At 41.6% G+C, this 26,702-nt stretch carries 17 protein-coding genes; all 17 read left to right on the forward strand.

Going from position 1 to position 26,702, the window contains the following annotated elements; genetic code table 11:
* Nucleotides 1–84 precede the first annotated feature (84 nt).
* The gene (locus tag PSM36_RS05620; protein ID WP_083710942.1) at nucleotides 85–1,959 is read left to right on the forward strand and encodes an SGNH/GDSL hydrolase family protein; all 1,875 of its coding nucleotides are present in this window, start codon (nucleotides 85–87) and stop codon (nucleotides 1,957–1,959) included.
* Between the two features lie 305 nt (nucleotides 1,960–2,264).
* Complete coding sequence (locus PSM36_RS05625) at nucleotides 2,265–2,912, forward strand: carbohydrate-binding family 9-like protein (RefSeq protein ID WP_076929586.1); 648 nt, start codon at nucleotides 2,265–2,267, stop codon at nucleotides 2,910–2,912.
* 112 nt (nucleotides 2,913–3,024) lie between these two features.
* The gene (locus tag PSM36_RS05630; protein WP_076932080.1) at nucleotides 3,025–4,110 is read left to right on the forward strand and encodes a phosphotransferase enzyme family protein; all 1,086 of its coding nucleotides are present in this window, start codon (nucleotides 3,025–3,027) and stop codon (nucleotides 4,108–4,110) included.
* A 300-nt stretch (nucleotides 4,111–4,410) separates the two neighbouring features.
* Nucleotides 4,411–4,983 (forward strand): YceD family protein, encoded by a 573-nt coding sequence (locus PSM36_RS05635; protein WP_076929588.1) that lies wholly within the window; start codon nucleotides 4,411–4,413, stop codon nucleotides 4,981–4,983.
* 140 nt (nucleotides 4,984–5,123) lie between these two features.
* Nucleotides 5,124–5,309, forward strand: a complete 186-nt coding sequence (gene rpmF / locus PSM36_RS05640) for a 50S ribosomal protein L32 (protein WP_076929590.1) — start codon at nucleotides 5,124–5,126, stop codon at nucleotides 5,307–5,309.
* A gap of 85 nt (nucleotides 5,310–5,394) precedes the next feature.
* Complete coding sequence (locus tag PSM36_RS05645; protein WP_076929592.1) at nucleotides 5,395–6,393, forward strand: beta-ketoacyl-ACP synthase III; 999 nt, start codon at nucleotides 5,395–5,397, stop codon at nucleotides 6,391–6,393.
* A 134-nt stretch (nucleotides 6,394–6,527) separates the two neighbouring features.
* Nucleotides 6,528–7,421, forward strand: coding sequence for a GTPase Era (era, locus tag PSM36_RS05650; protein WP_076929595.1), 894 nt, complete (start codon nucleotides 6,528–6,530; stop codon nucleotides 7,419–7,421).
* Nucleotides 7,422–7,482: 61 nt separating this feature from the next.
* On the forward strand, nucleotides 7,483–8,796 hold the full coding sequence (der, locus tag PSM36_RS05655) for a ribosome biogenesis GTPase Der (RefSeq protein ID WP_076929597.1): 1,314 nt from the start codon (nucleotides 7,483–7,485) through the stop codon (nucleotides 8,794–8,796).
* Between the two features lie 203 nt (nucleotides 8,797–8,999).
* Nucleotides 9,000–11,222: a DUF349 domain-containing protein gene (locus PSM36_RS05660; RefSeq protein ID WP_154670968.1), complete on the forward strand. Its 2,223-nt coding sequence runs from the start codon at nucleotides 9,000–9,002 to the stop codon at nucleotides 11,220–11,222.
* A gap of 108 nt (nucleotides 11,223–11,330) precedes the next feature.
* On the forward strand, nucleotides 11,331–12,350 hold the full coding sequence (locus PSM36_RS05665) for a family 43 glycosylhydrolase (RefSeq protein WP_083710943.1): 1,020 nt from the start codon (nucleotides 11,331–11,333) through the stop codon (nucleotides 12,348–12,350).
* A gap of 382 nt (nucleotides 12,351–12,732) precedes the next feature.
* Nucleotides 12,733–15,753: a SusC/RagA family TonB-linked outer membrane protein gene (locus tag PSM36_RS05670; RefSeq protein ID WP_076929599.1), complete on the forward strand. Its 3,021-nt coding sequence runs from the start codon at nucleotides 12,733–12,735 to the stop codon at nucleotides 15,751–15,753.
* Nucleotides 15,754–15,773: 20 nt separating this feature from the next.
* On the forward strand, nucleotides 15,774–17,339 hold the full coding sequence (locus PSM36_RS05675; RefSeq protein WP_076929601.1) for a RagB/SusD family nutrient uptake outer membrane protein: 1,566 nt from the start codon (nucleotides 15,774–15,776) through the stop codon (nucleotides 17,337–17,339).
* Nucleotides 17,340–17,398: 59 nt separating this feature from the next.
* On the forward strand, nucleotides 17,399–18,352 hold the full coding sequence (locus PSM36_RS05680) for a glycoside hydrolase family 43 protein (RefSeq protein ID WP_076929602.1): 954 nt from the start codon (nucleotides 17,399–17,401) through the stop codon (nucleotides 18,350–18,352).
* Between the two features lie 80 nt (nucleotides 18,353–18,432).
* Entirely contained in the window at nucleotides 18,433–22,440 is a 4,008-nt protein-coding gene (locus tag PSM36_RS05685; RefSeq protein ID WP_083710944.1) for a hybrid sensor histidine kinase/response regulator transcription factor, read from the forward strand.
* 205 nt (nucleotides 22,441–22,645) lie between these two features.
* On the forward strand, nucleotides 22,646–24,457 hold the full coding sequence (locus tag PSM36_RS05690) for a glycoside hydrolase family 2 protein (RefSeq protein WP_076929605.1): 1,812 nt from the start codon (nucleotides 22,646–22,648) through the stop codon (nucleotides 24,455–24,457).
* On the forward strand, nucleotides 24,436–25,590 hold the full coding sequence (locus tag PSM36_RS05695) for a sialidase family protein (protein ID WP_076929608.1): 1,155 nt from the start codon (nucleotides 24,436–24,438) through the stop codon (nucleotides 25,588–25,590). Before PSM36_RS05690 ends, PSM36_RS05695 begins: the two co-directional genes overlap by 22 nt.
* Nucleotides 25,591–25,593: 3 nt before the next feature.
* A complete protein-coding gene (locus PSM36_RS05700) occupies nucleotides 25,594–26,601 on the forward strand; it encodes a family 43 glycosylhydrolase (protein ID WP_076929611.1) in 1,008 nt (335 codons plus the stop codon).
* Nucleotides 26,602–26,702 lie beyond the last annotated feature (101 nt).

A 26,702-nucleotide genomic window follows, 5' to 3' on the forward strand; every position in this document is an offset into this window, starting at 1 on the left:
TGCTTCATTATTTAATAGATGGCTAATGGGATGAAAATTTGAGATATTTATTACATTTGCTGTTTCATTAAACAGCACTATTCTATGGGAACTCAGGAATTATTTAACCAGATCATATCCAAGGTGGTTAGCCTTAATGGCCGTCAGAAGAAAATTTTCTATTTTTTCCTGAAAGCATTATCAACCGTTTGTTTTAAATGCAGAGGTTCTCTAAATTATAATTTTGCAAAAAAAAGTATCGTCCTTATCCTTGCTATTCCGTTTACAGGTTCTTTGTTTGCCCAAACCAATTGGTGCGATCCGCTGAAAGAAAATTATAATGTCATTCAAAATCAGGGGTGGACAAATGAAATAGGGAAGACATACCAACGGTTGCCTGACAGGGCCGAAGATGAGGTGAGAAAGCCGGTCTGGAATTTATCACAAAATTCCGCCGGATTGGCAATCCATTTTTATACCAATGCGGAAAAAATTGAGATCCGGTATGGAGTAACAGGTAATTTAGCCATGTCTCATATGCCTGCGACAGGAGTATCCGGTGTGGATCTCTACGCAATTGACCCTGATGGGATATGGCGTTTGGCTACAGGCAAATACACTTTCAATGATACCATTACCTATAGTTATGAAATCCAAGCTCAAAATCAATTTCACAAGAGCGGATTTGAGTACCGGCTTTATCTTCCCCTGTACAATTCCGTAAAATGGATGGAGATAGGCGTTCCCGATTCGGCAGAATTTAAGTTTATTCCTACGCTTAAAGAAAAACCTATCATGGTGTATGGAACATCCATCGCGCAAGGCGGTTGTGCTTCACGGCCGGGAATGGGGTGGACAAATATTTTATCAAGAAAGCTTGATTATCCTGTAATTAATCTCGCATTTTCAGGAAACGGGCCATTGGAAAAGGAATTAGTCGACCTAATAGATGAAATTGACGCATCGCTGTATATTTACGATTGTCTTCCCAATATGGGCTCTTTATCTTCGGAAGAGGTGGTGAAAAGAACTATTTATGGCGTAAGCAAGATAAGAGAAAAACATGATACGCCTATTCTGTTGGTCGATCATATCGGTTACAGGAATCAGGAAATGAATAACGCTTCCAAAGAGTCGGGAGACAGGATGAACAGCGCTTTGAAGTCGGCATATGATTCTCTTGTAAATCAGGGAGTGAAAAATATTTATCATTTGCGTAAAGATATGATTGATTTTCCTGAGGATGGATGTGTCGACAATATTCATCCTAATGACTTGGGAATGCAGGCATATGCCAATGCTTATGAGAAAATTATCAGGGAAATTCTGAATATGCCGGCCGGAGATTTTAAAATTACGAAACCTGTGAGTCAACGGAGAGAACCTCATATGTACGAATGGAAAGCGAGACATGAAAATATACTGCAATCTATTCAGTTAAAACATCCGAAAAGAGTGATTATAGGTAATTCCATTACGCATTACTGGGGAGGTACTACTGAACGTGAAAATGGAAGCCAAAGTTGGAAAAAACAGATGGATCCTGCCGGTTATCTTAATTTAGGATATGGTTGGGATAGAATTGAGAATGTGTTGTGGAGAGTGTATCACGGAGAACTCAGTGGTTATGACGCAGAAGAGGTGATCCTTATGATCGGAACGAATAATCTGGGATTAAATACCGATGATGAAATTGTGAAAGGCCTGCGGTTTCTTTTAAGACAGATTAGAATCCGACAACCGAATGCTAAAATAAAAGTGATGGGATTGCTTCCAAGACGAGGTTACGAAGATCATGTAAAAGCTATTAATAAACATATTACTAAAATGGTTTTACTCCATGATTATATTTATTTGGATGTGGGTGACCGGTTATTATTAGAAAATGGGAAAATCGATGAAACATTGTTTTCAGATGGTTTGCACCCGAACGAAGAAGGTTATGCAAGGATAGTGGATGATATAATTATTTTCAGGTAAGTTGTTCCTTGGTTATGGACGAATGGCATTCAGGATTCTATATTTTTGAAACCAATATTTTGCCCGTTTTCGCTAAAAAGAATATCTTTGAGGAAAAATTATTGATTTGATAATTTGATGGTCCCGGTAAGTCGGGATAACTTGTCCCGACTTACCGGGAAGTAGTGATGATTTGTTGATTTATGAATGTATAATCCAATCTTACTCAATCTTTTTCAATCTCATTCAATCTTTTTCAATCTCATTATGACTGTCTTTAAGTTCAATATTCTGAAAGATGACATATATCTAAATAAAATAATTATATGAGAACACTACAGGTGCCCAAGCAAAATGTTTCACAACTTGAAACGGTATTTGATAAGATAAAAATGCTCCACGAAGGAGGGGCAGAAGCTCCAATCGATCAGGTGAACTGGAAGGATGATTTCCCTAAAAGTCTGCCCGTAACAGTGCGGGTGGCGCATGATGGAGAAAAGCTTTACCTCTACTATACGGTGATCGGTGAAGCTGTCCGTGCAGCAAATACCGAAGATTTCGGATCGGTATGGGAAGATAGCTGCGTAGAGTTTTTCATGCAACGTGAAGGAGAAAACATATATCGCAATTTCGAATGCAATGTATTGGGAGTGTTACTTTCCCGGCAGAATGAAAGAAAGGGGAAAGGTGAGAACCAGACGCCTGAAATGCCTACTATTTACAGATATGGTACTGTTTGCCACAGATATGAAGGGAACCGGCAGGTGAGTGATTGGAACATGTATTTGGAGATACCCAAAAAAGCCCTGGGCTTTGATGCCCATGAATCGCTTTCGGGGCAAAAGATAAAGGCTAATTTCTATAAATGTGGTGATGAAACACCTGAACCACACTTCTTAAGTTGGAATCCCATCGATCTACCCCAACCGAATTTCCATGCTCCCCAGTTCTTTGGGCTGTTGAACTTGGAATAATAGAGAGGGATATCTTACGGTCAATGACTCAGTGTATTGCGTGGATTAAGTGGCTGAAGGATAGGGATAAATATCTTGCAATTTAATAGAACTAAATATTATAATGGACGAAATGAACAAACTGAAAGAGATTGTTTCTCAATTTATCGGTGACGATATGAATGTGGAGGTAAATCCGCTTGGTAAAGGACATATCAATGACTCATACAAAGTGGTATCGGGTGATAAAGAGTATGTGTTGCAGCGGATCAACCACAATATTTTTAAAAATGTACATCAATTACAGAGCAATATCCAAAGGGTGACGGAACATATTCGTAAGAAACTGGAAGAACAAGGTGTCCCTGATGTGGATCGCCGTGTACTAACCTTGGTTCCCACACTGGATGGCGCGCTTTATTACCAGGATACCATAGGTGATTACTGGCGGGTAATGGATTTTATCAAAGAGAGTAAAAGTTACGATGAGATCAATCCCGAATTGGCATACCGTGCTGGAATGGCTTTTGGCGATTTTCAGAAAATGTTGGCAGACCTGCCGGGTGAACCCTTGTTCGAGACCATTCCCAACTTCCATAATATGGAAGCTCGTTTAGAGACATTCCGTGAGGCTGTGAAAGCAAATAAGGCAGGTCGACTGGATAAAGTAGCCGGATTGGTAAAAGAGATTGAAGATCGTGCAGAGGAGATGTGCAAAGCGGAGAAATTACACCGTGAAGGTAAGTTGCCCAAGCGGATCAACCATTGCGATACCAAAGTGAATAATGTTCTCTTTGATAATGGCGACCAGGTACTCTGTGTGGTGGATCTGGATACCGTCATGCCGGGCTATGTGCTTTCAGATTTTGGTGATTTTATCCGCACAGGAGCCAATACGGGTGCCGAAGACGATAAAAATCTGGAAAATGTATCTGTCGATCTGGATATTTTTGAAGCTTATGCGAAAGGTTACCTGAAAAATGCAGTATCTTTCCTTACTGATGTGGAGATAAATAATCTGGCATTTGGAGCCAAACTGCTGACCTATATGCAGATGGTACGCTTCTTTACAGATTATATTGATGGGGATACATACTATAAGATCGCTTATCCGGAACATAATTTTATGCGGACCAAAGCGCAGTTCAAATTGTTGCAAAGCCTTGAGGAAAACTTTGAGAAAATGCAGCAGATTGTAAAAGAGGCGGCAAGGGGTTGAAATTCAAGATTTAAAATTCAAGATTTAAAATTTAGGATTCAAAATTGAGTCTACTTGAATAAGTCGAATTTAAGAGAATATGATGCCCTATAGATGCTTCTGGAAGGGGTGAAATTGAAAAAATATATTTTTTAAAGGGGACTCAAAATTTAGGATTTGAGAACCAAGAACCAGGATTCAAGACATTGGTAATTAGTAATTAGTAATTGCTAATTGGTAATTAATAAATATATTAACCAAAAACAGGCGGTGTAAAGAAAAAATTACTATCTTTGCACCGCTTTATTTTGAGGAAAAAACGTGGCAAAATTTAGTTTGTACAATATTTCCCTGAAAAATCTTTCTGAAGGAGTGCATACCTTTGAGTATGAATTGGATAGAAAGTTCTTCGACGCCATTGATGGAGACGAAGTACGGAAGGGTAATGTGAAGGTGACGGTCAAAGTACGGAAAACGTCATCCACTTTCGAATGTGTTTTCGATCTTAAAGGAGTTGTCCAGGTGCCTTGTACACGGTGTCTGGATGATATGAATTTAGATGTGGATACGCAGAGCCGGTTGATCGTGAAATTTGGTAAGGAATATTCTGAGGAAAGCGATGAGATAGTGATCATCCCCGAAGAGGAAGGAGAGATCAATATTGCCTGGTTCCTGTACGAATTTATTGCCCTGACCATACCTATAAAACATGTACATCCAACAGGAGAGTGTAACAGGGCGGTATCCTCCAAATTACGTAAACATCGGGCGGTCAGTGTAGACGATACCGATGATGATGACGGAGAGATTCCGGATGATGATTTTTCCGACGAAGAAGAATCCCAGGACAACGATCCCCGTTGGGATGCACTCAAAGGATTGAATCTGGAATGAAACCGACATGTTTAAAATAATCATTAAACATCCGAAGGGAATGATTATTTTAAATATTAAAGGTTCCATACACCAAAATGTAAGAGTGAAATAATCGTATGAAAATTGAGTATATAAATAATTAAAAACCAAATATAGAAATGGCACATCCAAAAAGAAGACAGTCTTCTGCGAGACAAGGTAAAAGGAGAGCGCACGATCATGCCAAATTGCCTACAATGGCAATCTGCCCTAACTGTGGTGCATGGCACATTTATCATACCGTATGCGGTGAATGTGGTTACTACAGAGGTAAACTGGCTATTGAAAAAGACGTAACGGCATAATTATCCTTTAGTTTACAGAAATAGTAGACCCTGAAACGTCAATATTGCATTTCAGGGTCTTTTTCAATAATTATTTTTTACCACGATGAGACAATTAAACGCCGTAATCACCGGAATCACAGCTAAAGTGCCGGATTACATCCTCACCAATGAAGAGCTCGCTACCATGGTCGATACCTCTGATGACTGGATCATGACCCGGGTAGGGATAAAGGAGCGGCGGATTTTAAAAGGTGAACAGCAAGGGATTTCGGTATTGGGTACCCCCGCAGTTAAAGAGTTATTGGAGAAAACAAATACGGCTCCCGGAGAGGTTGATGCAGTAATCTTCGCCACTTCCACTCCGGATCATTTCTTTCCTTCAGCAGCCTCTATCGTGGCAGAGAACAACGGTATCAAAAATGCTTTCTGTTTCGATATGGAAGTGGCCTGTTCAGGATTTGTTTACGGATTGGAGATCTGCAATGGTCTCATCCAGACAGGTAAGTATAAAAAAATCATCCTGTTGGCCGGTGATAAAATGTCGTCCATTACCAATTATAAGGACCGTACCACATGTCCCCTTTTTGGTGACGCAGTAGGGGCGGTCATGATAGAACCTACCGAGGAGAATATAGGTATCATTGATGCCGAACTTCATTCGGATGGAGTGGGCTATCAGCCATTGCAGATGAAGGCCGGAGGCAGTAAATTCCCGGCGACACATGAGACGGTGGAAAATGCCGAACATACCGTACATCAGGACGGCAAAGTGGTATTTAAGCACGCAGTTTCACGTATGGCTGAGGTGTCATTGAATATTATGGAGCGCAATAATCTTTCCATCGACGATGTGAACTGGCTCGTTCCACATCAAGCCAATATGCGTATTATTGATGCGACGATAGACCGTACCGGGCTGCCCCGTGAGAAAGTGATGATCAATATTGAGCGTTACGGAAATACCAGTGCCGGTACTATCCCGCTTTGTTTGTGGGAGTGGGAACCCAAACTGAAAAAGGGAGATAATATAATCCTGGTTGCTTTCGGAGCCGGTTTCTCCTGGGGTGGCGTTTATCTGAAGTGGGGATACGATGGGAAATGAAAAATGAATAGTGAAAAGTGAAAAATTATACACTATAACGCGCCGGCAACGGTGCGTTTTTTGTCTTTATTGAGAAATGATAGGGTAAAATCGTTCACTAGTTGTTATCTTTGTCCTATTAACGGGTTATATATATGTCACAGAATAAACATCGTTCCGGTTTTGTCAATATAGTGGGTAATCCCAATGTAGGTAAATCCACACTGATGAACAGGTTGGTGGGAGAGAAGATATCGATTATCACATCAAAGTCACAGACCACGCGTCACCGTATTATCGGTATCGTGAACAAGCCCGAGTATCAGGTCGTCTATTCCGATACGCCGGGGGTACTACGTCCCAATTACAAGTTACAGGAATCGATGTTGAATTTCTCCTTGTCGGCACTGGATGATGCTGATGTGTTGCTCTATGTGACCGATGTGGTAGAGAAAATCGATAAAAATGACGAGTTTTTGGGTAAAGTGCAACGATTAAATTTGCCGATTCTCCTGCTGATCAATAAAATAGACCAGACTAATCAGGATGAGCTAGAGAAAATGGTTACGCAATGGAGAGAATTGTTGCCGCAGGCTGAGATCTATCCCATTTCGGCACTGAATAATTTTAGTATCGATGTGATACAGAATCGCATTCTGGAACTGTTACCGGAATCGCCACCCTATTTTGAAAAGGATGCGCTTACTGATAAACCCGCACGCTTTTTTGTTACTGAAATTATCAGAGAGAAAGCGTTACTTATCTATCAGAAAGAGGTTCCCTATTCCATAGAAGTGGTCGTGGAGGAGTTTAAAGAAGAAAATGATATAATCAGGATAAGGGCGGTTGTGATGGTAGAGCGTGATTCTCAAAAAGGTATAGTGATTGGACACAAAGGAGAATCATTGAAAAAACTGGGTACGATGGCACGAAAGGATATTGAACGGTTCTTTGAGAAAAAGGTCTTTTTGCAGCTTTATGTAAAAGTGGAAAAAGATTGGCGTAATCGAGATAATATGCTGAAAACTTTCGGGTATCGGGTGGATTAATGTGAATAATTACCAATTACCAATTAGTCTTGGTTCTTGGCTCTTGATTCTAAAAAAAAATATGCAAAACTTAGTAGCGATAGTAGGAAGACCCAATGTGGGGAAATCGACCCTCTTTAATCGGTTGACACAGAGCCGTCAGGCTATTGTAACAGAAACCGCAGGTACCACGCGTGATCGGCAGTACGGAAAAGTGATCTGGGGCGGACAGGAATTTTCGCTGGTTGATACAGGTGGTTGGGTAGTCAATTCCGATGATATAATGGAAGATGAGATCAATAAACAGGTTCGCATAGCCATTGAAGAGGCGGATGTGATACTTTTTGTAGTAGATGTAATGCATGGTCTGACCGATCTTGATGAAGGAGTGGCCCAGATGCTGCGTAAATCGGGTAAACCGGTAGTGGTAATATCCAATAAATCAGATAATTTTGAGTTGGGACACCAGTCTGCAGAATTCTATTCCCTGGGATTAGGTGATCCGTTTAGCATATCTGCAATCAATGGTTCGGGAACCGGCGACCTGTTGGATCACATACTCACATTGTTCACAAAAGATAACACCGAGGAGGAATTGGATGATGTACCTAAATTTGCCGTAGTAGGTCGACCTAATGCCGGAAAATCTTCCATGGTCAATGCTTTGGTCGGTGAAGACCGGAGCATTGTAACCGATATTGCCGGTACAACACGTGATGCCATCAATATGCGCTACAATAAATTTGGTATGGATTTCTATCTGATCGATACGGCCGGTATCCGTAAAAAGGGAAAGGTGACAGAGGATCTGGAGTATTTCTCTGTGATCCGCTCTATCCGGATGATAGAGAATGCCGATGTATGTATCCTGATGCTCGATGCTACACGTGGGATTGAAAGTCAGGATCTGAATATCTTCTCACTTATACAGAAGAACCGGAAAGGATTGGTTGTTTTTGTCAATAAATGGGACACGGTAGAAGAAAAGGACAATATTGTGATTAAGACTTTTGAAAATGCGATCCGTGAACGTCTGGCACCTTTTACCGATTTTCCGATAATCTTTGGGTCTGCGCTCACTAAACAACGAATTCTCAAAGTGATGGATACCGCGAAAGAAGTATATCAGAATAAAAAACGTAAAGTACCTACCAGTAAGTTAAATGAAGTGATGTTACCGATTATTGAAAGGACACCACCTCCATCTAACAAGGGAAAGTTTATAAAGGTCAAATATATCACCCAATTAGCCAATACTCAAGTGCCTTCATTTGTTTTCTTCTGTAATCTGCCGCAATGGGTCAAAGAACCATATAAACGGTTTGTAGAAAACAGAATGCGCGAAAATTGGAATTTCTCAGGAACTCCGATAAATATTTTTTTCAGGGAAAAATAATAAAAGTGAGAAAATGGGACAGTGGGAAAGTGAATAATGAAAAAAATGAACTAATCGTATGAAATCACAAAAATATTGCGTTAATTTGTATTATCTTTGCAAAGGTAGGCGAATGATAAAAACTGCTATCTTGTTTTAAAAAGGATAAAAATCGAAACGCAACACATAGGCATTAAAAGCCTGAATAAACTAAGGGACTACTGATGAATACGAAAAACAATCCTGACAACGAAAAATTACCTGTTAAAGAAGACCAAAATAATAAAGACCTGCAGTCTGAACTCCCGAAAGAGGATTCAGCGGTAGAGATCCCTCAAACTGAGATTCCTGCTGTAGAAGAACCCGAAAAAGATGATCTGCCGGAAACGGGAGATATTGCTTCTGAAGAGGTAACCGGGGAAGAGTTGCCCGAAAGCAAAGGGCAAGAGGATGAGACGGAGCAAACTGTCGTCAAGAGCACGAATTTGAATTTGGAAGAAGTTATTCCGGAAGAAAAAACTACACAAGAGAGTACTACCACAGAAGAAGTTATTGAGGAAGAAAAAGGCAGCGAAGAAAAAACTGTAAAGGAACCGGAGCCGATAGATGTTAGCGAAGAGGCAACTGTTGAGGAAGAATCCACCATTGATTATGATTTGGATGACGGTAACGGTGTCCCGGATTCAGAAGATGAAGAAGATGCTGATGAAGACTCGTTTGCAGATGATGTTTCCGTAACCTTGCTCCCCATTGAAGAGATCGTTCGTAACCTGCGTGATCTGTTGACCTCTGAGAGTCCTAAACGCAAGGATGTGGATGAATATAAAAATCAATTCTATCGTTCTTTGCGGAATGAAACAGAATCACAAAAACAGGAGTTCCTCTCAAAAGGAGGAGAAGAGATTGATTTCATAGGTAAAGAACCGGAAATCTATACCGAAGGAAAGGAATTAATCCAGAAAATAAAGGAAAAGCGGGCGGATATCCTCGCAAAAGAAGATGCCGAGAAAGAGAAAAATGTAGCCAGAAAACTGGCTATTATAGAACAGGTCAAAGTATTGACCGAGACCCAGGGGCAGGAGGATTTTAATAAAATCTACCAAGAGTTCAAATCTCTTCAACAGGAGTGGAACGAGATTAAACTGATACCCCAGGAAAAGGTGAACGAATTATGGAAATCGTATCAGCGTTATGTGGAGAAGTTCTATGACCTGGTGCGTATCAATAATGAGTTCAGGGAATATGATTTCAAGAAAAATCTGGAGATAAAGACTGAATTATGTGAAGCTGCGGAGAGACTCAATGATGAAACGGATATCGTTTCGGCTTTCCATCAGTTACAAAACCTGCATCAGGAATGGAGAGAGGTCGGACCTGTTTCCAGGAAGGAGAGGGAAGAGATATGGACCCGATTCAAAGAGGCTTCAACCCAAATCAATAAAAAATACCAGGCCCATTTTGAACAGTTAAGGGAAAAAGAAAATGAAAACCTGGAATTAAAGACCGCGCTTTGTGAGAAACTCGAAGCAATTGATTACAGCCAGCTTAAATCAGTCAAAGATTGGAATAACAAAGTAAAAGAGGTTCTCGAAATACAATCGCAATGGCGCCAAATAGGATTTGTACCGAGAAAATGGAATACAAAGATATATAAACGTTATCGTGCTGCCTGTGATTTCTTTTTCAGGAGTAAAAACGAGTTCTACAAATCTCTTCGTGGGGAGATGGAAGAGAACCTCAAGAAAAAAACTGCTCTTTGTGAACGTGCTGAAGCCCTTAAGGATAGCCAGGATTGGAAAAGTACGACAAGGGAAATGATTGAAATCCAGAAAGAGTGGAAAACTATTGGTATTGTTCCTCACAAATATGTCGATAGTATCTGGAAACGGTTTATCTCAGCTTGTGATTACTTTTTTGAACAAAAGAAATTGCACACTTCATCGCAATATGAACAGGAACAAAAGAATCTGAATGAGAAAAAAGCCATTATCGATAAAATAAATCAGCTGGATACCAGTCTTGAAACAGAAGAGGCATTGGCCCAGTTGCATGAGTTGATGGATAAATGGTATGAGATTGGGCATGTGCCTTATAAGATGAAGGATCGTATTTATAAGGAGTTCTACGATGCGACCGAAGCCCAGTTCGACAGGTTGAATATTGGTAAGGCTGAGAGGAAACTGGAAGCTTATAAAAGCACGATTTCCGATATGGCACGATCCGACAACTCGAAAGGTCAACTTCTCAGGGAACGCGAAAAACTGGTACGCCAGTATGAGCGCATAAAAAATGAATTGCAGACTTACGAAAACAATATCGGGTTCCTCTCGGTTTCTTCCAAAAAGGGAAATCACCTGTTGGACGACATGAATCAGAAGGTGGAAAAAATTAAATCAGAGTTGATCTTATTGGAGAAGAAAATCAGGGCAATCGAGGATGAATTGTAGCGATATATCCTAGAGAATAGTTAAGCGACCGGACAATATATCCGGCCGTTTTTTTATATCTTTTATATGCCTGATTTTTATTGATCTGAGTATAAAATATATATCATTATGAGAATAGATTTTTTGTTTTTTATTGTATTGCTCTTCTATTCGTTCCCTTCCTATGCAATCTTCCCGCAATCTCAAGTTATCCCGCAAGAAAAACAGATGATGTTTGGAGATACCTCACGTACCGGAGTGCCATTTTCCAAGGATCCCCATGTCGTTTATTTTGATGGGCGTTATTTGATGTATTATTCCATACCTCCGATGAAGGGAGCAGAAAATTCGGGGTGGAATATAGGGATTGCAGAAAGCGAAAACCTGATTACGTGGGAGAAAATTGGTGAAATTGTTCCCGACCCTGAAGCGGAGTATGAGAGAAACGGATTATGTGCTCCCGGTGCATTGGTAAGGGATGGGAAGGTGCATCTTTTCTATCAGACTTATGGAAACGGACGCAATGATGCTATTTGTCATGCTTTTTCGGAAGATGGCATCTGTTTTGAGCGAAACCGGACAAACCCGGTTTTCAAGGCTGAAGGTGATTGGAATTGCGGCCGTGCAATCGATGCGGAAGTATATGAATTCAAAGGGCAATACTTCCTCTATTTTGCCACGCGTGATCCGGATTTTAAAATACAGATGTTGGGAGTGGCTGTAGCTCCGAAAGAGACAAACTTCAACAGGGAAGATTGGAAGCAGCCTCTTAATGCTCCTATTTTGTATCCACAATTGGATTGGGAGGGTGAATGTATAGAAGGAGCTTCCGTTACCATCCAAAATGGCAGAATGTATATGTTTTATGCCGGGGCTTACAATAACTGGCCCCAACAAGTAGGTGTAGCGGTTAGTGACGATGGGCTCACATGGCAAAGAGTGTTCGATGATCCATTCCTTCCTAATGGAAAACCAGGGGAATGGAATGAGAGTGAATCGGGCCATCCCCATATATTTACAGATGCTGATGGAAGAACATACTTGTTTTTCCAGGGAAATAATGATAAAGGGAAAAGTTGGTATATTTCAAACAAAGAGGTTTTTTGGAAGGATGGCTTACCATCACTGGTTAACCGATCAGGTCAGTAAATTTGCTACGGTATTTTCAGGTATAATCAGGAGATCAAAGAGGAATAACCCTTTATTGATCTCCTGATTTTTTTTGTTTACCTAATCTGCTGTTATGTTAATTTGATATATTTTACTTCTCCCTAACGGGATATTAGTCAATAGCATATAAAATTATGATAAATTTTTAATACATTTTGAGACGATTATGACATGACAAGTGTAAAGAAGAAAGTTCTTTTGCTAATATAATAATTGCAAAAAATGAGAGGCGAGGCATTAATCTATTCCACCCGGAGGAAATACATTTATTCCTTTTAACAATAGAGGCGATAAGCGTCTGATTAGCACTTATTTTTATAAATCTTTTTTACTTAATTTATAATCTAAACAAAATGTGAGAATGAAAAAACAAATTTTCAATTTATCGAAAGGGGTCTTGTCCGTACTGTTGTGGACATTATCCTTATGTTTGTATGCACAGGGAATTACCGTAAGAGGTGTGGTTACTGATACCCAAGGAGAACCACTGGTCGGCGTAACGGTGCAGGTAGAAGGCACATCTACCGGAACCGTTACGGATATGGACGGTAATTTTGTCCTGCAAAATGTACCTTCAAATGCAACCTTGGAAGTATCGTATGTGGGAATGACAACGCAGGTTGTTTCTCTTAATGGAAGAACATCCGTAAGGATTACATTGGACGAAGATGCAGAACTGTTGGAAGAAGTGGTAGTCATCGGTTACCAGACAATCCGTAAGGCTGACCTGACAGGATCTGTTTCCGTATTTAATCCTGACGAGATGAAAAATACGATCGTAACCGGTACGGTGGGTGACGCATTGGGTACTCTTCCCGGGGTAACCGTACGTACTGCCGGTGCACCGGGTAGGGAAGGAAAAGTGGAAATTCGTGGTACGGGTACATTTGGAAATAGTACTCCACTGTATGTTGTCGATGGGGTTGTCTCCGGTGCAAACCGGGATTTCAATTTTAACGATATTGAAAGTATTCAGGTATTGAAAGATGCATCAGCAGCAGCTATTTACGGATCAAGAGCCGGTAACGGGGTAATTATTATTACCACCAAACAGGGGAAGGAAGGTAAAATGAAGATTGATGTATCTTCGCGTGCCACCATGCAATGGTTACCCAGATACAACCTCACGAACCGGGATCAATGGATTGAGTTGAACGACCTGGCTTTTGCCAATGCAGGACGGCAGCCGGCCAACCATTTCGATGGAAATACCGACTGGCAGGAAGAGGTATTTAAGACCGGTATCGTACAGGATCACAATATATCTTTCTCGGGGGGTAATAGCGGTAGCCGCTATTTTATTTCAGGTAACTACCAGCACAATTCCGGGACAACTATTGGGACCCAAAGCGAACGTTTTACTTTGCGGTCAAATACCTCGGCTACACGTGATTTTGGGGACAATGTTACGTTCCGTATCGGGGAAAATATTACGTTAAGCCATTTTGCTGTAGATGAACTGAATACGAATCCTATTGTCGATGTATATCGTATGCTCCCCACCATTCCTGTTTATGATGAGAACAATGCAGCCAGGGGTGGATATGGTTACGGTGATGGAAGCAGGGATGTTACTTTTGGAACAAATCCTTTTGCAAAGGAAGATTTTGAAGATACCAAAAACAGCAACTTACGCGTCAGGGGAAATCTCTTCACTGAACTTGAATTGCTGAAAGCCTTGAAATACAGGTTTAATCTCGGATTTGATTTCAGTAATGACAGACATTCTTATTTACGGAAAGAAGGCTATTGGACATACAACCAACCCTATGACCCTTCTTCTTTAAATAAAAACCAGGCTCAATACCAGGGATTGGTATTTGATAATACGCTGGAGTATAACAAAAAAATTGGCAAACACGATATCTCTGCGGTATTGGGTACAAGCTATTTTACTTCCACCTATGAGCAAATCTGGGGAACAAAGAACGATGTGTTGATGACGAGCGATGGTCGCTATTTTGATACGCTTGATGCAGCGCTTTCAAATCCAAAGACAGGAAATTACAGGGACTTACAGAAATTATTTTCGGTATTCGGCCGTGTAAACTATAACTACGACGAAAGGTATCTGTTGAGCTTCACTATGCGTCGCGACGAGTCTTCTAAATTTTCGCCTGACAACAGGGTAGGATATTTTCCTTCCGTATCGGCAGGGTGGAGGATCAGTAATGAAGATTTCTTTGAATCTTCCTGGATAGACGATCTGAAGATAAGGGCCAACTACGGGGTGTTGGGTAATTCAAATATCGGTGTATGGGATTGGGTGTCATTTATTACCACATTCCCTCAGGCTGTCTTCGGAACAGGCCAGAATGTACACACCGGTATGACGCAGATCAGACTGGCAAATAATGACTTAAAGTGGGAAAGGCTGACTCAGTTGAATGTCGGATTCGATGCCATGTTGCTTAATAACAGGTTGAATCTTGCAGTAGATTACTTCCTGAAAGAAACAAAGGATGTACTGGCTCCTATGCAGATACTGATGGTGACCGGCAATAACGGTGGAAATCCTTATGTGAATGCTGTTACCCTGCAGAATACCGGTGTGGAACTTTCTGCTACCTGGCGCGACAGGATAAATAGCGATTTTGGTTATAGCATTAATGTAAACGGTTCTTTCCTGAAGAATAAGATCACGGAGATTGCCTATAATTTGAAACAATTCACTCAATGGGATACGAAATCTCTTCCTGGAGAGCCGATAGGTGAATGGTATCTGATCAAAACAGACGGATTATTCCGTACCCAGGAAGAAGTATATGTCCATACCAATAGTGAAGGGAAAATCATTCAACCCGATGCCAAACCCGGTGATGTGAAGTATATAGACTACAATGATGACGGAATAATAACCGATGACGACAGACAGCACTGTGGATCTACCATTCCGAAATTCGAGTTAGGCATGAATCTTGGTTTTGAATACAAAAACTTCGATCTTCAAATCCAGATGGGAGGCGCATTCGGACATAAATCGTTCAATGGCCCGAGAAGCGCGTTCGACCGTTTTGATGACAATTCGAATTACCGCGTGAGTTACGACCCATGGACTCCGGAAAACCCGAATGCCAAAGATCCACGTCCCATTTATGCTGATTCCCGTAATGTGCGAGGCAATCAGGATCGCTGGTTAGAGAACGGAAGCTATCTCAAAGTAAAACAGATGGCGTTGGGATATAACCTGCCGAAATCAATGCTTGGCAGTACGTTCAGTAATATTCGTGTATATGTAAATGCACAGAATCTGATCACATTTACTTCTTATACGGGATTGGATCCTGAGTTCCTCAATACCAATATCTGGGATCGCAGCTATGATGGCGGATATTTCCCAAATCCCTACGGAGTAACTTTTGGAGCACAAATATCATTCTAACCCTCAGAAAACTTATTACAATGAAAAGAATCATATATTTATTATTTGCTGTTTTCTTGTTAAATGCTTGTGATGTGACTGTGGAGAATCCGAATACCATCACTACGGCAACATTCTGGAAAACGGAGACCGATGCACAATACGGCATCAATGCAGTGTACAATATGTTTTATAAACCGGGAACATATAGCCGGTGGATATGGTTCCGGCTGGATCTTACCTCGGATGAAGGGTTTAGTCAAAGTCCCTGGGCAGAATTGAAAGAATGGACCGATTTCAGGTATAATAACTACAATTTCTGGGAAGGCAACGCCTGGACATACAGGGACTGCTACGAAGCAATATTCCGGGCCAATCAGGTATTGTATTTTGTACCTGACATAACGTTTGCCGACGAAAATGAAAAAAACAGGATTCTTAGCCAGGCATACTTTCTGAGGGGTCTTTACTATTATAATCTCGCTTTGTTATGGGGAGGTGATAATAAGAGTCTGGCTATCGTACTCGAACCGTCTACTCCAGGGATGCAACCCGAAGGGCATACTGGTTCCGAAGTATATCAACAGGCTATAAGTGATTTTACTGAAGCGCAGAAATTTTTACCGGAAGAGTGGGACGATGCCAATAAGGGACGCGCAACAAAAGGAGCGGCATTGGCTTTCAGGGCAAAATGTTATATGCAACTGCACCAATGGAATGAAGCCAAGAATGATTTACAATGGTTAGTGGAAGGTGAAGGCCAGAAGTACTACGATCTTACCGCCAATTATGCCGATAATTTCAGGAGAGACACTGAAAATAATAGAGAGTCTGTATTTGAGATTCAATATTCCGATGTGAATAAGGCGCCCGCAGGTGATGGTGACTTTGATGTAAATCCCAATCTGGGATTGAATCGCGGACAATTTTTCGCTCCTCCCGGAATAGGATGGACGGATGGTGAAATACGCCCGTGGCTCGTTGCCGAATTCAAAAAAGAGAAAAATCTGAATGATGGGTACGATATCCGTTTGAGGCATACTGCATTTTACAGTGAGCAACATCTGGATTTTCCTGATAACGAACGGATATATGGTGAGGTCAGCAACGAAGCAACGTGGAACAGGGACAACTGGAAAGGGCGTGTGTTTTACCGGAAATACAGTTCGGAGCATTATCGTGATTTTGATGATTATCATAATCCCACTAATGTAAGGCTTGTACGGTTTGCAGACGTATTGTTGATGTATGCAGAGTGTATCGTTCAATCGGGAGGAAGTGTCTCTGATGCTGTTGCACATGTCAACCGGGTAAGGGCAAGGGTGAATATGCCGGCACTTGCTGTAAACCACGCTGCTGCGACTTCCGATAAAGATGCTTTCCTGAAGCGTTTGCAGATGGAAAGAGCACTTGAGTTGGCCACGGAAGGTCAACGCTGGGCCGATATCAAACGTTGGGGATTGGTCGACAGCCAGGCCGGCATAGACGAACTGAAATCGCGTGATTCCGATTTCAACAATTTCGTGATCGGCCGTCATAGCCGTCTGCCTATCCCGTCTGATGAAGTGAGTAATAATCCCAATATTGAACAAAATCCTAATTATTAAATTAATGATAAACCTTCCTGGCTTTCGGGTCAGGAAGGTTTTTTTAAATTACAATAGAGATGAAAAAATACCGGTATCTGCTGTTTATATGTTTGTTTGTCGTAGTGTCGTCCTGTAAAGGAGCTGATAAACCGGAAGAGACTATCCATAATCCAGTCCCCGTGAGATTGGCCGATCCGTTCATTATGTTATACGATGATGTCTATTATGCTTACGGCACCAATGCGAATGACGGAATTGAAGTATATACATCGGATGATTTGAAAGAATGGAAAAAAGCACCGGAACTGGCACTGCACAAAGATAATTCATACGGTGACAGATGGTTTTGGGCACCGGAAGTGTATTATGTCAACGGAAAGTTTTACATGTATTACTCCGCTGAGGAACATATTTGTGTTGCGGTGGCAGACTCTCCGTTCGGCCCCTTTAAACAGCCTGTTCAAAAACCGATGATCGAAGGTGAAAAAACGATTGATAATTCGTTGTTTATTGATGATGATGGTAAACCCTATCTGTTTTTCGACCGTTTCAATGACGGATTAAATATCTGGGTTGCTGAATTAGAAGAGGATCTGATGACCATAAAAACGGAAACATTGCATCCCTGTATTCATGTTTCTCAGGAGTGGGAACAGGTCTGGCCCCGGGTCAATGAAGGAGCTTTTATTGTGAAACACAATGGAATATACTATATGACCTACTCTGCAAACAGTTATGAAAGCCAATTCTACGGTATCGGCTGTGCCACCGCGACAGATATTTTCGGTGAATGGACAAAATATCCGGACAATCCCCTCTTGCAAAAACCAGGAGATCTGGTTGGGGTAGGGCATAGCGCTATGTTCCGGGATAAACAGGGTGATTTACGTATTGTTTTCCATGCACATCATGATGATAAGAATATTCATCCGAGGGCAATGTATATCGCAAGAGCCGGATTTAAAAAGGTCGATGGCGTGGATAAGATGTATATTGAAGAACAATACGATACGCCGGTGATGGCTGAATAAAAATATTTCCTTATCTTGTTGTCGGAAAATTGCTGGATGCTTTCCGGAATATATGACAGGTGGTTTGTGCTTTTGGTTCAATGAGTAAGAAGAAACAGAATTTACACCATATTATTTTGTTGTTCATTATTTTGATGATGGACAGCGGGAAACTGTTCTGTTTACCAGGCTATTCCTTTAAGCATTACAATATCAATAACGGGCTGTCTCAGAATACCGTCTTTACCATTTTTCAGGATAACCAGGGATTTATGTGGTTCGGTACAAAAGACGGTTTAAACCGTTTTGACGGTACTTCATTCAAGATCTTTAAATTCTCTCCCGGTGGGAACCTGCGTGACAATGTGTTCCACCGTATTCTTCAGGATAAAAATGATAACCTCTGGGTAGGGACTGATGACGGGATCTATATTTATAATCCCCGTAGTGAGGAGTTCAACCGTTTCGAAAAGACTCCGGCCGATCATGTATCGATGGATGGTGTTGTCAGCGATATCTTGTTGGATAACGACGGTGATATGTGGATTTCCGTAGAGGAAAAGGGTGTTTTCTGTTATAATTTCAGGGCAGATACGCTTACCTATTATCCTATACCCCAGACTCCCGGAGGGATGCGGATGATAAGCCTGTGTCTTGGCAGGGATGGACATGTTTGGGCGTTCCCCTATAATCTCCCTTTCATCCGGATCGATAAGAAAACAGGAGAGGTTTCCGAGTATCATTTAAAAGATGATCCGGATTTGGTATATGATACAGGTGAAATATGGAAAGTGGTGGCAGACGAGTATAACCAATTGCTGATTGCTTCTTCTACGAAAGGTATTATAAGTGTAAATACCGTTAATATGACACATCGTATTTTATTGGATGAAGACGCATATGGTGAACCAATATTTGCCCGGTGTTTGGCGAGGATTGATCCGCAGACGATCTGGATCGGTAGTGAATCGGGATTGTATATCTATAACACTGAAACCGGAGAAGTCGGCAATCTCCGTCACAACAGGTATATCCCATACTCCTTATCCGACAATGCGATCTATTCCATTTATAAAGACCGGGAAGGAGGAATCTGGATCGGCTCGTTTTTTGGAGGAGTCGATTACTATTCCAACCAGTATAACCAATTCGAGTTATTCTATCCTGTTGCCCAGGATAACGGTATGAAAGGTAGCCGTGTGCGTGAATTCTGCAGCGCTCCCGACGGAAAAATATGGATAGGAACGGAAGATAACGGCCTGAATTTGTTCGATCCGGTAAGGACTGAATTTTTGCCGTTACCGTCCGTCTTGCAATCGCTTTATACGAATATTCATGCTCTGTATGCTGATGGAGATTATCTATGGATTGGTACCTTTTCGAAAGGATTGAACCGGTATAACCTGAAAACAGGAGAATTGGTTACTTACATACAGTCTGATGACCCGAACTCTATCAGCCATAACAGTACTTTTGCCATCCATAAAGACCGCCAGAATACATTGTGGATAGGCAACCTGTCCGGGTTGAATATTTATAATTATAATGAAGACAACTTTACCCGTATTGAGGAATTTCAGGGGATTTATATTCAGGATATTTTTGAAGACACAGATGGGAAGATATGGGTATCTACTTTTACTAAAGGTCTTTACCGGTATGACCCTGCTACCCGTGAGTGGGACGTTTTCCTGTATGATCCTTCCGGTGCAAGAAACACGTTATACAATAAGTTGACAAGCGTTTTTGAGGATAGCCGGAAACGGTTGTGGGTTACCACGGAAGGCGGAGGATTTTACCGTTTTGATAAACAGACTGAAGAATTTATTACATTCAACAGTGCCAAAGGGTTGCCAAACGACGTGGTGTATCAAATAGTAGAGGACGATAATGCCAATTTATGGCTCTCCACTAATTCAGGGCTTGTCTGTTATAATCCTTTATCGGGAACTTTCAGAAATTATACAGTGGATAATGGATTAAAAACCAATCAGTTCAATTATAAGTCGAGTTACAAGGCTTCCGATGGAACTATCTATTTCGGTTCTACCGATGGTTTTGTGCGTTTTAATCCTTCGTCCTTTAGTGAATCCAAACTTGACGTACCCATTGTTTTTACGGAACTATTTGTAAAAAATGAACGGGCAAGTCCTGCGGACGAACGATCCCTATTAAAGGAAAGTATCCTCTATACCGATGAATTGATCTTACCTTACAGTAAAAATTCGTTCAGATTGGAATATGCTGTACTCAACTATTCCAATTTGAATTCAAATTATATTGTATACAGGCTCGAAGGGTTTGATAAAGAGTGGATCAATGCGAAAGATAAGCAGGATATTGTATATTCCAATCTGATGCCGGGAAAATACAGGTTGACAGTCAAATTGAATGGAGATGAAGAAAATGAAAATGCAGGGAATATAAAGACGCTTGCCATTCAGATACGTCCGCCGTTCTGGTTAAGTGGTTGGGCTTATTTGATTTATTTCTTGCTGCTTACATTCTCAATTATACTATTATTCCGTGTTTTGAATATGCGTGAACAACGCGTTCAACGACGTAGAATGAGAATATTTGAGCAGGAAAAGGAACGGGAACTATACCGGTCGAAGATCGATTTTTTCACCAATGTGGCGCATGAGATCCGTACACCTCTATCATTGATCAAAGCGCCTCTCGATCATGTGATCATGACTGGACAGGTATCCGATAATGTAAAGGAGAACCTGCAGATCATGAGCAAGAATACCGATAGGCTGCTCAACCTGACCAATCAGTTATTAGATTTTCGGAAGACCGAATCGGATGCCTATTTAATGAATCTGCACAGGCAGAATGCTTCGGAACTGATCAGGGAGACATTTCTGCGTTTCACCCCTCTGGCAAGGCAACGTAATTTGACCTTTGAACTTGATCTGCCAGATAATGATATTTTTGTGCTGCTTGATAAAGAAGCTTTCCTGAAGATAGTCAGCAATTTATTGAATAATGCCATTAAGTATTGCGATAGTTGTGTACGAGTGAAGGCATATATTTCAACCGATGAAGAGAACATCACGTTTCACCTGCTTACAGAAAACGACGGAGAAAAAATTCCTGATGAATACAGGGAGGAGATCTTCAAACCTTTTGTGCATCTCGATAAAGAGAACGATGGTAAAACTGCAGGTACTGGTATCGGGTTGGCGCTTTCCAAATCTTTGGCTGAACTACATAAAGGAAGTCTGGTTTTGGAGAATGAGGATGAATGGATCCTTTTTCACCTTACACTGCCGGTTGGTGAGACCGATAAAGCTGTATCCGAAACAGAAAGAGAATTGGGAAAAAGGGAGCCGGATACAAATGTTAAAAAAAAGGTAGCGGCTTATACCATACTTTTGGTCGACGATGATGTGGAATTGTTGCGGTTTGAAGAAAAGTTTCTATCGTCACATTATCATATAAAGACGGCAGAAAACGGGATGCAGGCACTGGAAATACTCCGTGAGGAAAATGTGAGTCTTATTGTGAGTGATATTATGATGCCGGAAATGGATGGTCTGGAACTGACCAAAAGGGTGAAACTCGATATTGAATTCAGCCATATACCGGTGATACTGCTCACGGCAAAAGTAAATGTAGAATCTAAAGTACAGGGATTTGAGACGGGTGCCGATGCCTATATTGACAAACCCTTTTCTTTAGAAGTGCTGATGGCGCAGATCGCTAATCTGCTGCAGAACCGGGAAAAGCTACGCGAAACATTTCTGAAAAATCCGTTTATCGGTGCCAACAGCATAGTACGCACCAAATCGGATGAAGAGTTTATTAAGAAATTACATGCTATCGTACATGAAAATCTCGACAATTCCGAATTCATTGTGGAAGATATATCGGAGCAGTTCAATATGAGCCGTGCCAGTTTTTACCGAAAAATAAAAGGTGTGCTGGATCTCACTCCCAACGAGTATATCAGGGTAGAACGTCTGAAAAAAGCAGCACAGTTGCTCAAGGAAAAAGTTTACAAAGTAAATGAGATCTGTTATATGGTTGGATTTAATTCACCTTCTTACTTCACCAAGTGTTTTCAACAGCAATTTGGGGTTTTACCCAAAGATTTTGAATAAAAGAAGTCAGAATGAGATTGTATTTGTATTTTTTGACCAGATTGTACTTTTTTGTTTATTTATAAACATCTATTTTCGTAAACTCGAAATTGTAATTTTATTTAAAATAATATCAACATGAAACGAGCAGGAACATTATTACACTAAAGATAATGATTAAATGCGAGTTCCATATGACTTTAATGTTAATAATGAATATTGTCTTATGAAATCGAAACTAGTTTTATTTGTTTTACTTGTAGCAACTTTTACTGTCTCAGCCCAGTGGCAACCGGCTGGAGACAAGATTAAAACCCGGTGGGCAACGCAAATCGATGTGAATAATGTGTTACCCGAGTATCCAAGACCCATTATGGAACGCGGTGAATGGCAGAATCTTAACGGGTTGTGGAATTATGCCATCCTTCCGGTTGGAAAACAAAAACCGGCTAATTTCGACGGCCAGATCCTGGTGCCGTTTGCCGTAGAATCAAGCCTCTCGGGAGTACAAAAAAGGGTGGGCAGCGACAATGAACTATGGTATCAGCGTGAGTTTACCGTACCGTCTAAATGGAGAAACAATAAGATACTCCTTCATTTTGGGGCGGTGGACTGGAAAGCGGATGTATGGGTGAACGGTGTGAAAGTAGGACAACATACCGGTGGATATACCCCTTTCTCTTTCGATATTACTCCCGCACTTGTCAATGGCAATAACACACTCGTTGTAAAAGTGTGGGATTCCACTGACGAGGGGTACCAACCACGCGGAAAACAAGTGAATAAACCGGAAGGTATCTGGTATACCCCGGTAACCGGGATCTGGCAGACAGTGTGGTTGGAGCCGGTGCCTGAAACACATATCGAAAATATCAGGATTACGCCTGATGTAGATAAAAATATATTAGCAGTCCAGGCTATCACTAATGTGTGCACTTCTGCTGCTAAGATAGAGGTGAAAGTAAAGGAAGGTTCCCGTGTAGTCGCGACGGGACAGGCCATCAATAACCTGCCGGTGGAGATCACGATGCCGGAAAATGTAAAACTCTGGTCGCCTGACAGTCCGCATCTCTACGACCTGGAAATTACCCTTTGGGATGGTAATAAGCAACTCGATAAAGTGGCAAGTTATGCCGCTATGCGTAAATATTCCATGAAACGCGATGATAAGGGAATTGTACGTTTACAACTCAATAACAAAGATCTTTTCCATTTCGGCCCCCTCGACCAGGGATGGTGGCCCGACGGACTTTATACTGCACCTTCCGATGAGGCTTTGGAATACGATGTGGTGAAAACCAAGGAACTTGGCTTCAATATGATCCGTAAGCATGTGAAAGTAGAGCCGGCACGGTGGTATACACACTGCGACCGTCACGGCATAATTGTATGGCAGGATATGCCTAATGGTGACAGGAGCCCTGAATGGCAGATGCGAAAGTATTTCGACGGTGTGGAAAGGGTGCGTTCCGCCGAGTCGGAAGCTAATTTCCGTAAAGAATGGAAAGAGATTATGGATTATCTCTATTCTTACCCGTCGATAGGTGTGTGGGTGCCCTTTAATGAAGCGTGGGGGCAATTCAAAACCCGGGAGATTACCGAATGGACCAAACAATATGATCCCTCCCGCCTGGTGAATCCGGCCAGCGGTGGTAACCATTATCCCGTAGGAGATATGCTCGACCTGCACCAATATCCTGCTCCCCAACTTTATCTGTACGATGCCCAGCGTGCTACCGTGCTTGGTGAATATGGCGGAATCGGATGGGCTAACAAGGAACATCTCTGGGAACCCGATCGTAACTGGGGTTATGTGCAGTTCAATAGTTCCAAAGAGGTGACCGATGAGTATATCAAATATGCCGAGCAACTGAAACAACTGATCCGTCAGGGATTCTCCGCCGCTGTTTATACCCAGACTACCGATGTCGAAGTCGAAGTAAACGGATTATTGACTTATGACAGGAAACTGGTGAAAGTAGATGAGGATAGAGTGAGAAAAGTGAATCAGGAGATATGCAATATATTAAGCAAATAATTCTATTTCTGTTCCTGTTTTTCACTTTCATTACTTGTCAAAGTGAGGAAAATCAGGGAAGTGAAGATTATTTCATTGAATGGGAAAAGAATACCCTCATCTGCATTGCAGATGAGGGTGGCTATCCCCGTCTGCGGAGGTTAAAGGATAACTCTCTTATCGTGGTGTATGAGAACAGGAGAGGTGATCTGATGGTGAAAAAAAGTACCGATGAAGGTATAACCTGGGGTGAACCGGTGATGGCATACGAAGCATTTAATTATACGGATGAACAAACAGGTGAAAGAACAAGAGTGAATATAGCCAATCCTGAAATGATCCAACTTGACAATGGCGACATCCTTCTTGCCTCAAACCTGCGTCCACGGGATGAAGGTGTTTTCCCTTTTTCTATCGCATTGAAAAGGAGTAGGGATAATGGTGCTACATGGACGGAGGCGGATATTCTTTACCGGGCCGGAACTTATTTCAGGGACGGATGTTGGGAGCCTTCTTTCCTCATGTTACCCAACGGCACATTACATCTTTATTTCGCCAATGAATCGCCTTATCGTGATTCCGATGAGCAAGAGATCTCTATGCTCTATTCCACTGATGACGGTGCTTCATGGTCGGAAGCACATACCACAGTCTCTTTCCGGAAAGGGAAACGGGATGGAATGCCTGTGGCAGTACATGATGGCAGTAAAATATATGTGGCTATTGAAGACAACTTGTCAAAGCAGTTTAAACCCTGGCTGGTACAGAGCCCGATTGAACAGGCCTGGGCAAACCCTGTTCTGGAAGATTCACCCTACCGTTATTCGGCTTTGAGAGACCCACTGGGTAGTGAGGTGTATGCCGGAGCTCCTTATCTGGTACTTACCGACAAAGGGGTCTATGTGCTCTCTTACCAGACTACGGGAAACAGGTCTTCCGATTGGGAACTGTCTACCATGGAAGTTGTGGTGAGCGATAATCCTTCTGGTTTCAGGAATCCTTCACGGCCTTTTGATGTACCATTGTCGAAAGAAGCAAAATGGAATTCATTATATGATTTAGGGGATAATACCATTGCTGCTCTGGCTTCTACAAACTTTAATTCCGACAAGATCGGTGTATGGATGATCAAAGGGAAAATTATTAAAAAATAAAGAATGATCCGCTTAGTTACATTTCTTTTTCTAATCACCGTGTTTACTTCTTGTAAAAGTGCTGAACCGGTAGATAATAAGCCAGTTAATGATAAAGAGAATATTTATAAAAATCCTGTAGTTAATTACAGTCTTCCTGATCCCACCATTATACGGGCAGATGACGGTTATTTCTATCTCTTTGCAACAGAAGATACCAGGAATATGCCTATTCACCGTTCTGAAGATCTGGTCAACTGGGAAATGACAGGTACCGCATTTACCAATGCAACCCGCCCTACGTTTGAACCCAATGGCGGATTGTGGGCACCCGATATCAATTTCATCGACGGAAAGTATGTGCTGTACTATTCCATGTCGGTCTGGGGTGGTGAATGGACCTGCGGCATCGGTGTTGCGACAGCGGATAAGCCCGAAGGACCTTATACCGATCACGGTAAGCTTTTCCGCAGCAACGAGATCAATGTGCAAAACTCTATCGATCCTTTTTATATCGAAGAGGAAGGGAAGAAATACCTGTTCTGGGGAAGCTTCCGCGGCATTTATGCCATTGAACTTTCGGATGATGGCCTTTCCCTGAAGCCGGGAGCAGAAAAACAACAGGTGGCCGGGACAGCATACGAAGGAGTGTATATACACAAACGGAACGGTTACTATTATATGTTTGCTTCCATCGGATCCTGCTGTGAAGGACTGAACAGTACCTATACTACTGTAGCAGGTCGTTCCGATAATCTTTTCGGCCCTTATCTTGACAAGCAGGGCAGGTCGATGATGGATAATCATCATGAAATAATTATTCAAAAAAATCAGAAATTTGTGGGTACAGGGCATAACTCGGAGATTGTGCAGGACTCAAAAGGTCAGGACTGGATCTTCTATCACGCTGTATCTGTAGATAATCCCAAAGGACGTGTGCTGGTAATGGATCAGGTGCGTTGGGAAAACGACTGGCCTTATATCGAAGGGGGCAGCCCCTCTTTTGAAGCCGAAAAACCCATATTTAAATAAGATAAATTTTGTATGAAACGAGCATGATAACCGTTATCACATAAGTGCATGATTAAATTGTCTTGGTTCTTGTGTCTTGGTTCTTGTATCTAAATTTTAAT

Source organism: Proteiniphilum saccharofermentans (assembly GCF_900095135.1).
In the GTDB taxonomy this organism is placed as follows: domain Bacteria; phylum Bacteroidota; class Bacteroidia; order Bacteroidales; family Dysgonomonadaceae; genus Proteiniphilum; species Proteiniphilum saccharofermentans.

Excerpts from the sequence above, each read along its gene's own strand:
- PSM36_RS05620 (WP_083710942.1), top strand. The coding sequence starts at position 85 with ATGGGAACTCAGGAATTATTTAACCAGATCATATCCAAGGTGGTTAGC.
- PSM36_RS05625 (WP_076929586.1), top strand. The coding sequence starts at position 2,265 with ATGAGAACACTACAGGTGCCCAAGCAAAATGTTTCACAACTTGAAACG.
- PSM36_RS05630 (WP_076932080.1), top strand. The coding sequence starts at position 3,025 with ATGAACAAACTGAAAGAGATTGTTTCTCAATTTATCGGTGACGATATG.
- rpmF (WP_076929590.1), top strand. The coding sequence starts at position 5,124 with ATGGCACATCCAAAAAGAAGACAGTCTTCTGCGAGACAAGGTAAAAGG.
- PSM36_RS05645 (WP_076929592.1), top strand. The coding sequence starts at position 5,395 with ATGAGACAATTAAACGCCGTAATCACCGGAATCACAGCTAAAGTGCCG.
- era (WP_076929595.1), top strand. The coding sequence starts at position 6,528 with ATGTCACAGAATAAACATCGTTCCGGTTTTGTCAATATAGTGGGTAAT.
- der (WP_076929597.1), top strand. The coding sequence starts at position 7,483 with ATGCAAAACTTAGTAGCGATAGTAGGAAGACCCAATGTGGGGAAATCG.
- PSM36_RS05660 (WP_154670968.1), top strand. The coding sequence starts at position 9,000 with ATGAATACGAAAAACAATCCTGACAACGAAAAATTACCTGTTAAAGAA.
- PSM36_RS05665 (WP_083710943.1), top strand. The coding sequence starts at position 11,331 with ATGAGAATAGATTTTTTGTTTTTTATTGTATTGCTCTTCTATTCGTTC.
- PSM36_RS05670 (WP_076929599.1), top strand. The coding sequence starts at position 12,733 with ATGAAAAAACAAATTTTCAATTTATCGAAAGGGGTCTTGTCCGTACTG.
- PSM36_RS05675 (WP_076929601.1), top strand. The coding sequence starts at position 15,774 with ATGAAAAGAATCATATATTTATTATTTGCTGTTTTCTTGTTAAATGCT.
- PSM36_RS05680 (WP_076929602.1), top strand. The coding sequence starts at position 17,399 with ATGAAAAAATACCGGTATCTGCTGTTTATATGTTTGTTTGTCGTAGTG.
- PSM36_RS05685 (WP_083710944.1), top strand. The coding sequence starts at position 18,433 with ATGAGTAAGAAGAAACAGAATTTACACCATATTATTTTGTTGTTCATT.
- PSM36_RS05690 (WP_076929605.1), top strand. The coding sequence starts at position 22,646 with ATGAAATCGAAACTAGTTTTATTTGTTTTACTTGTAGCAACTTTTACT.
- PSM36_RS05695 (WP_076929608.1), top strand. The coding sequence starts at position 24,436 with ATGCAATATATTAAGCAAATAATTCTATTTCTGTTCCTGTTTTTCACT.
- PSM36_RS05700 (WP_076929611.1), top strand. The coding sequence starts at position 25,594 with ATGATCCGCTTAGTTACATTTCTTTTTCTAATCACCGTGTTTACTTCT.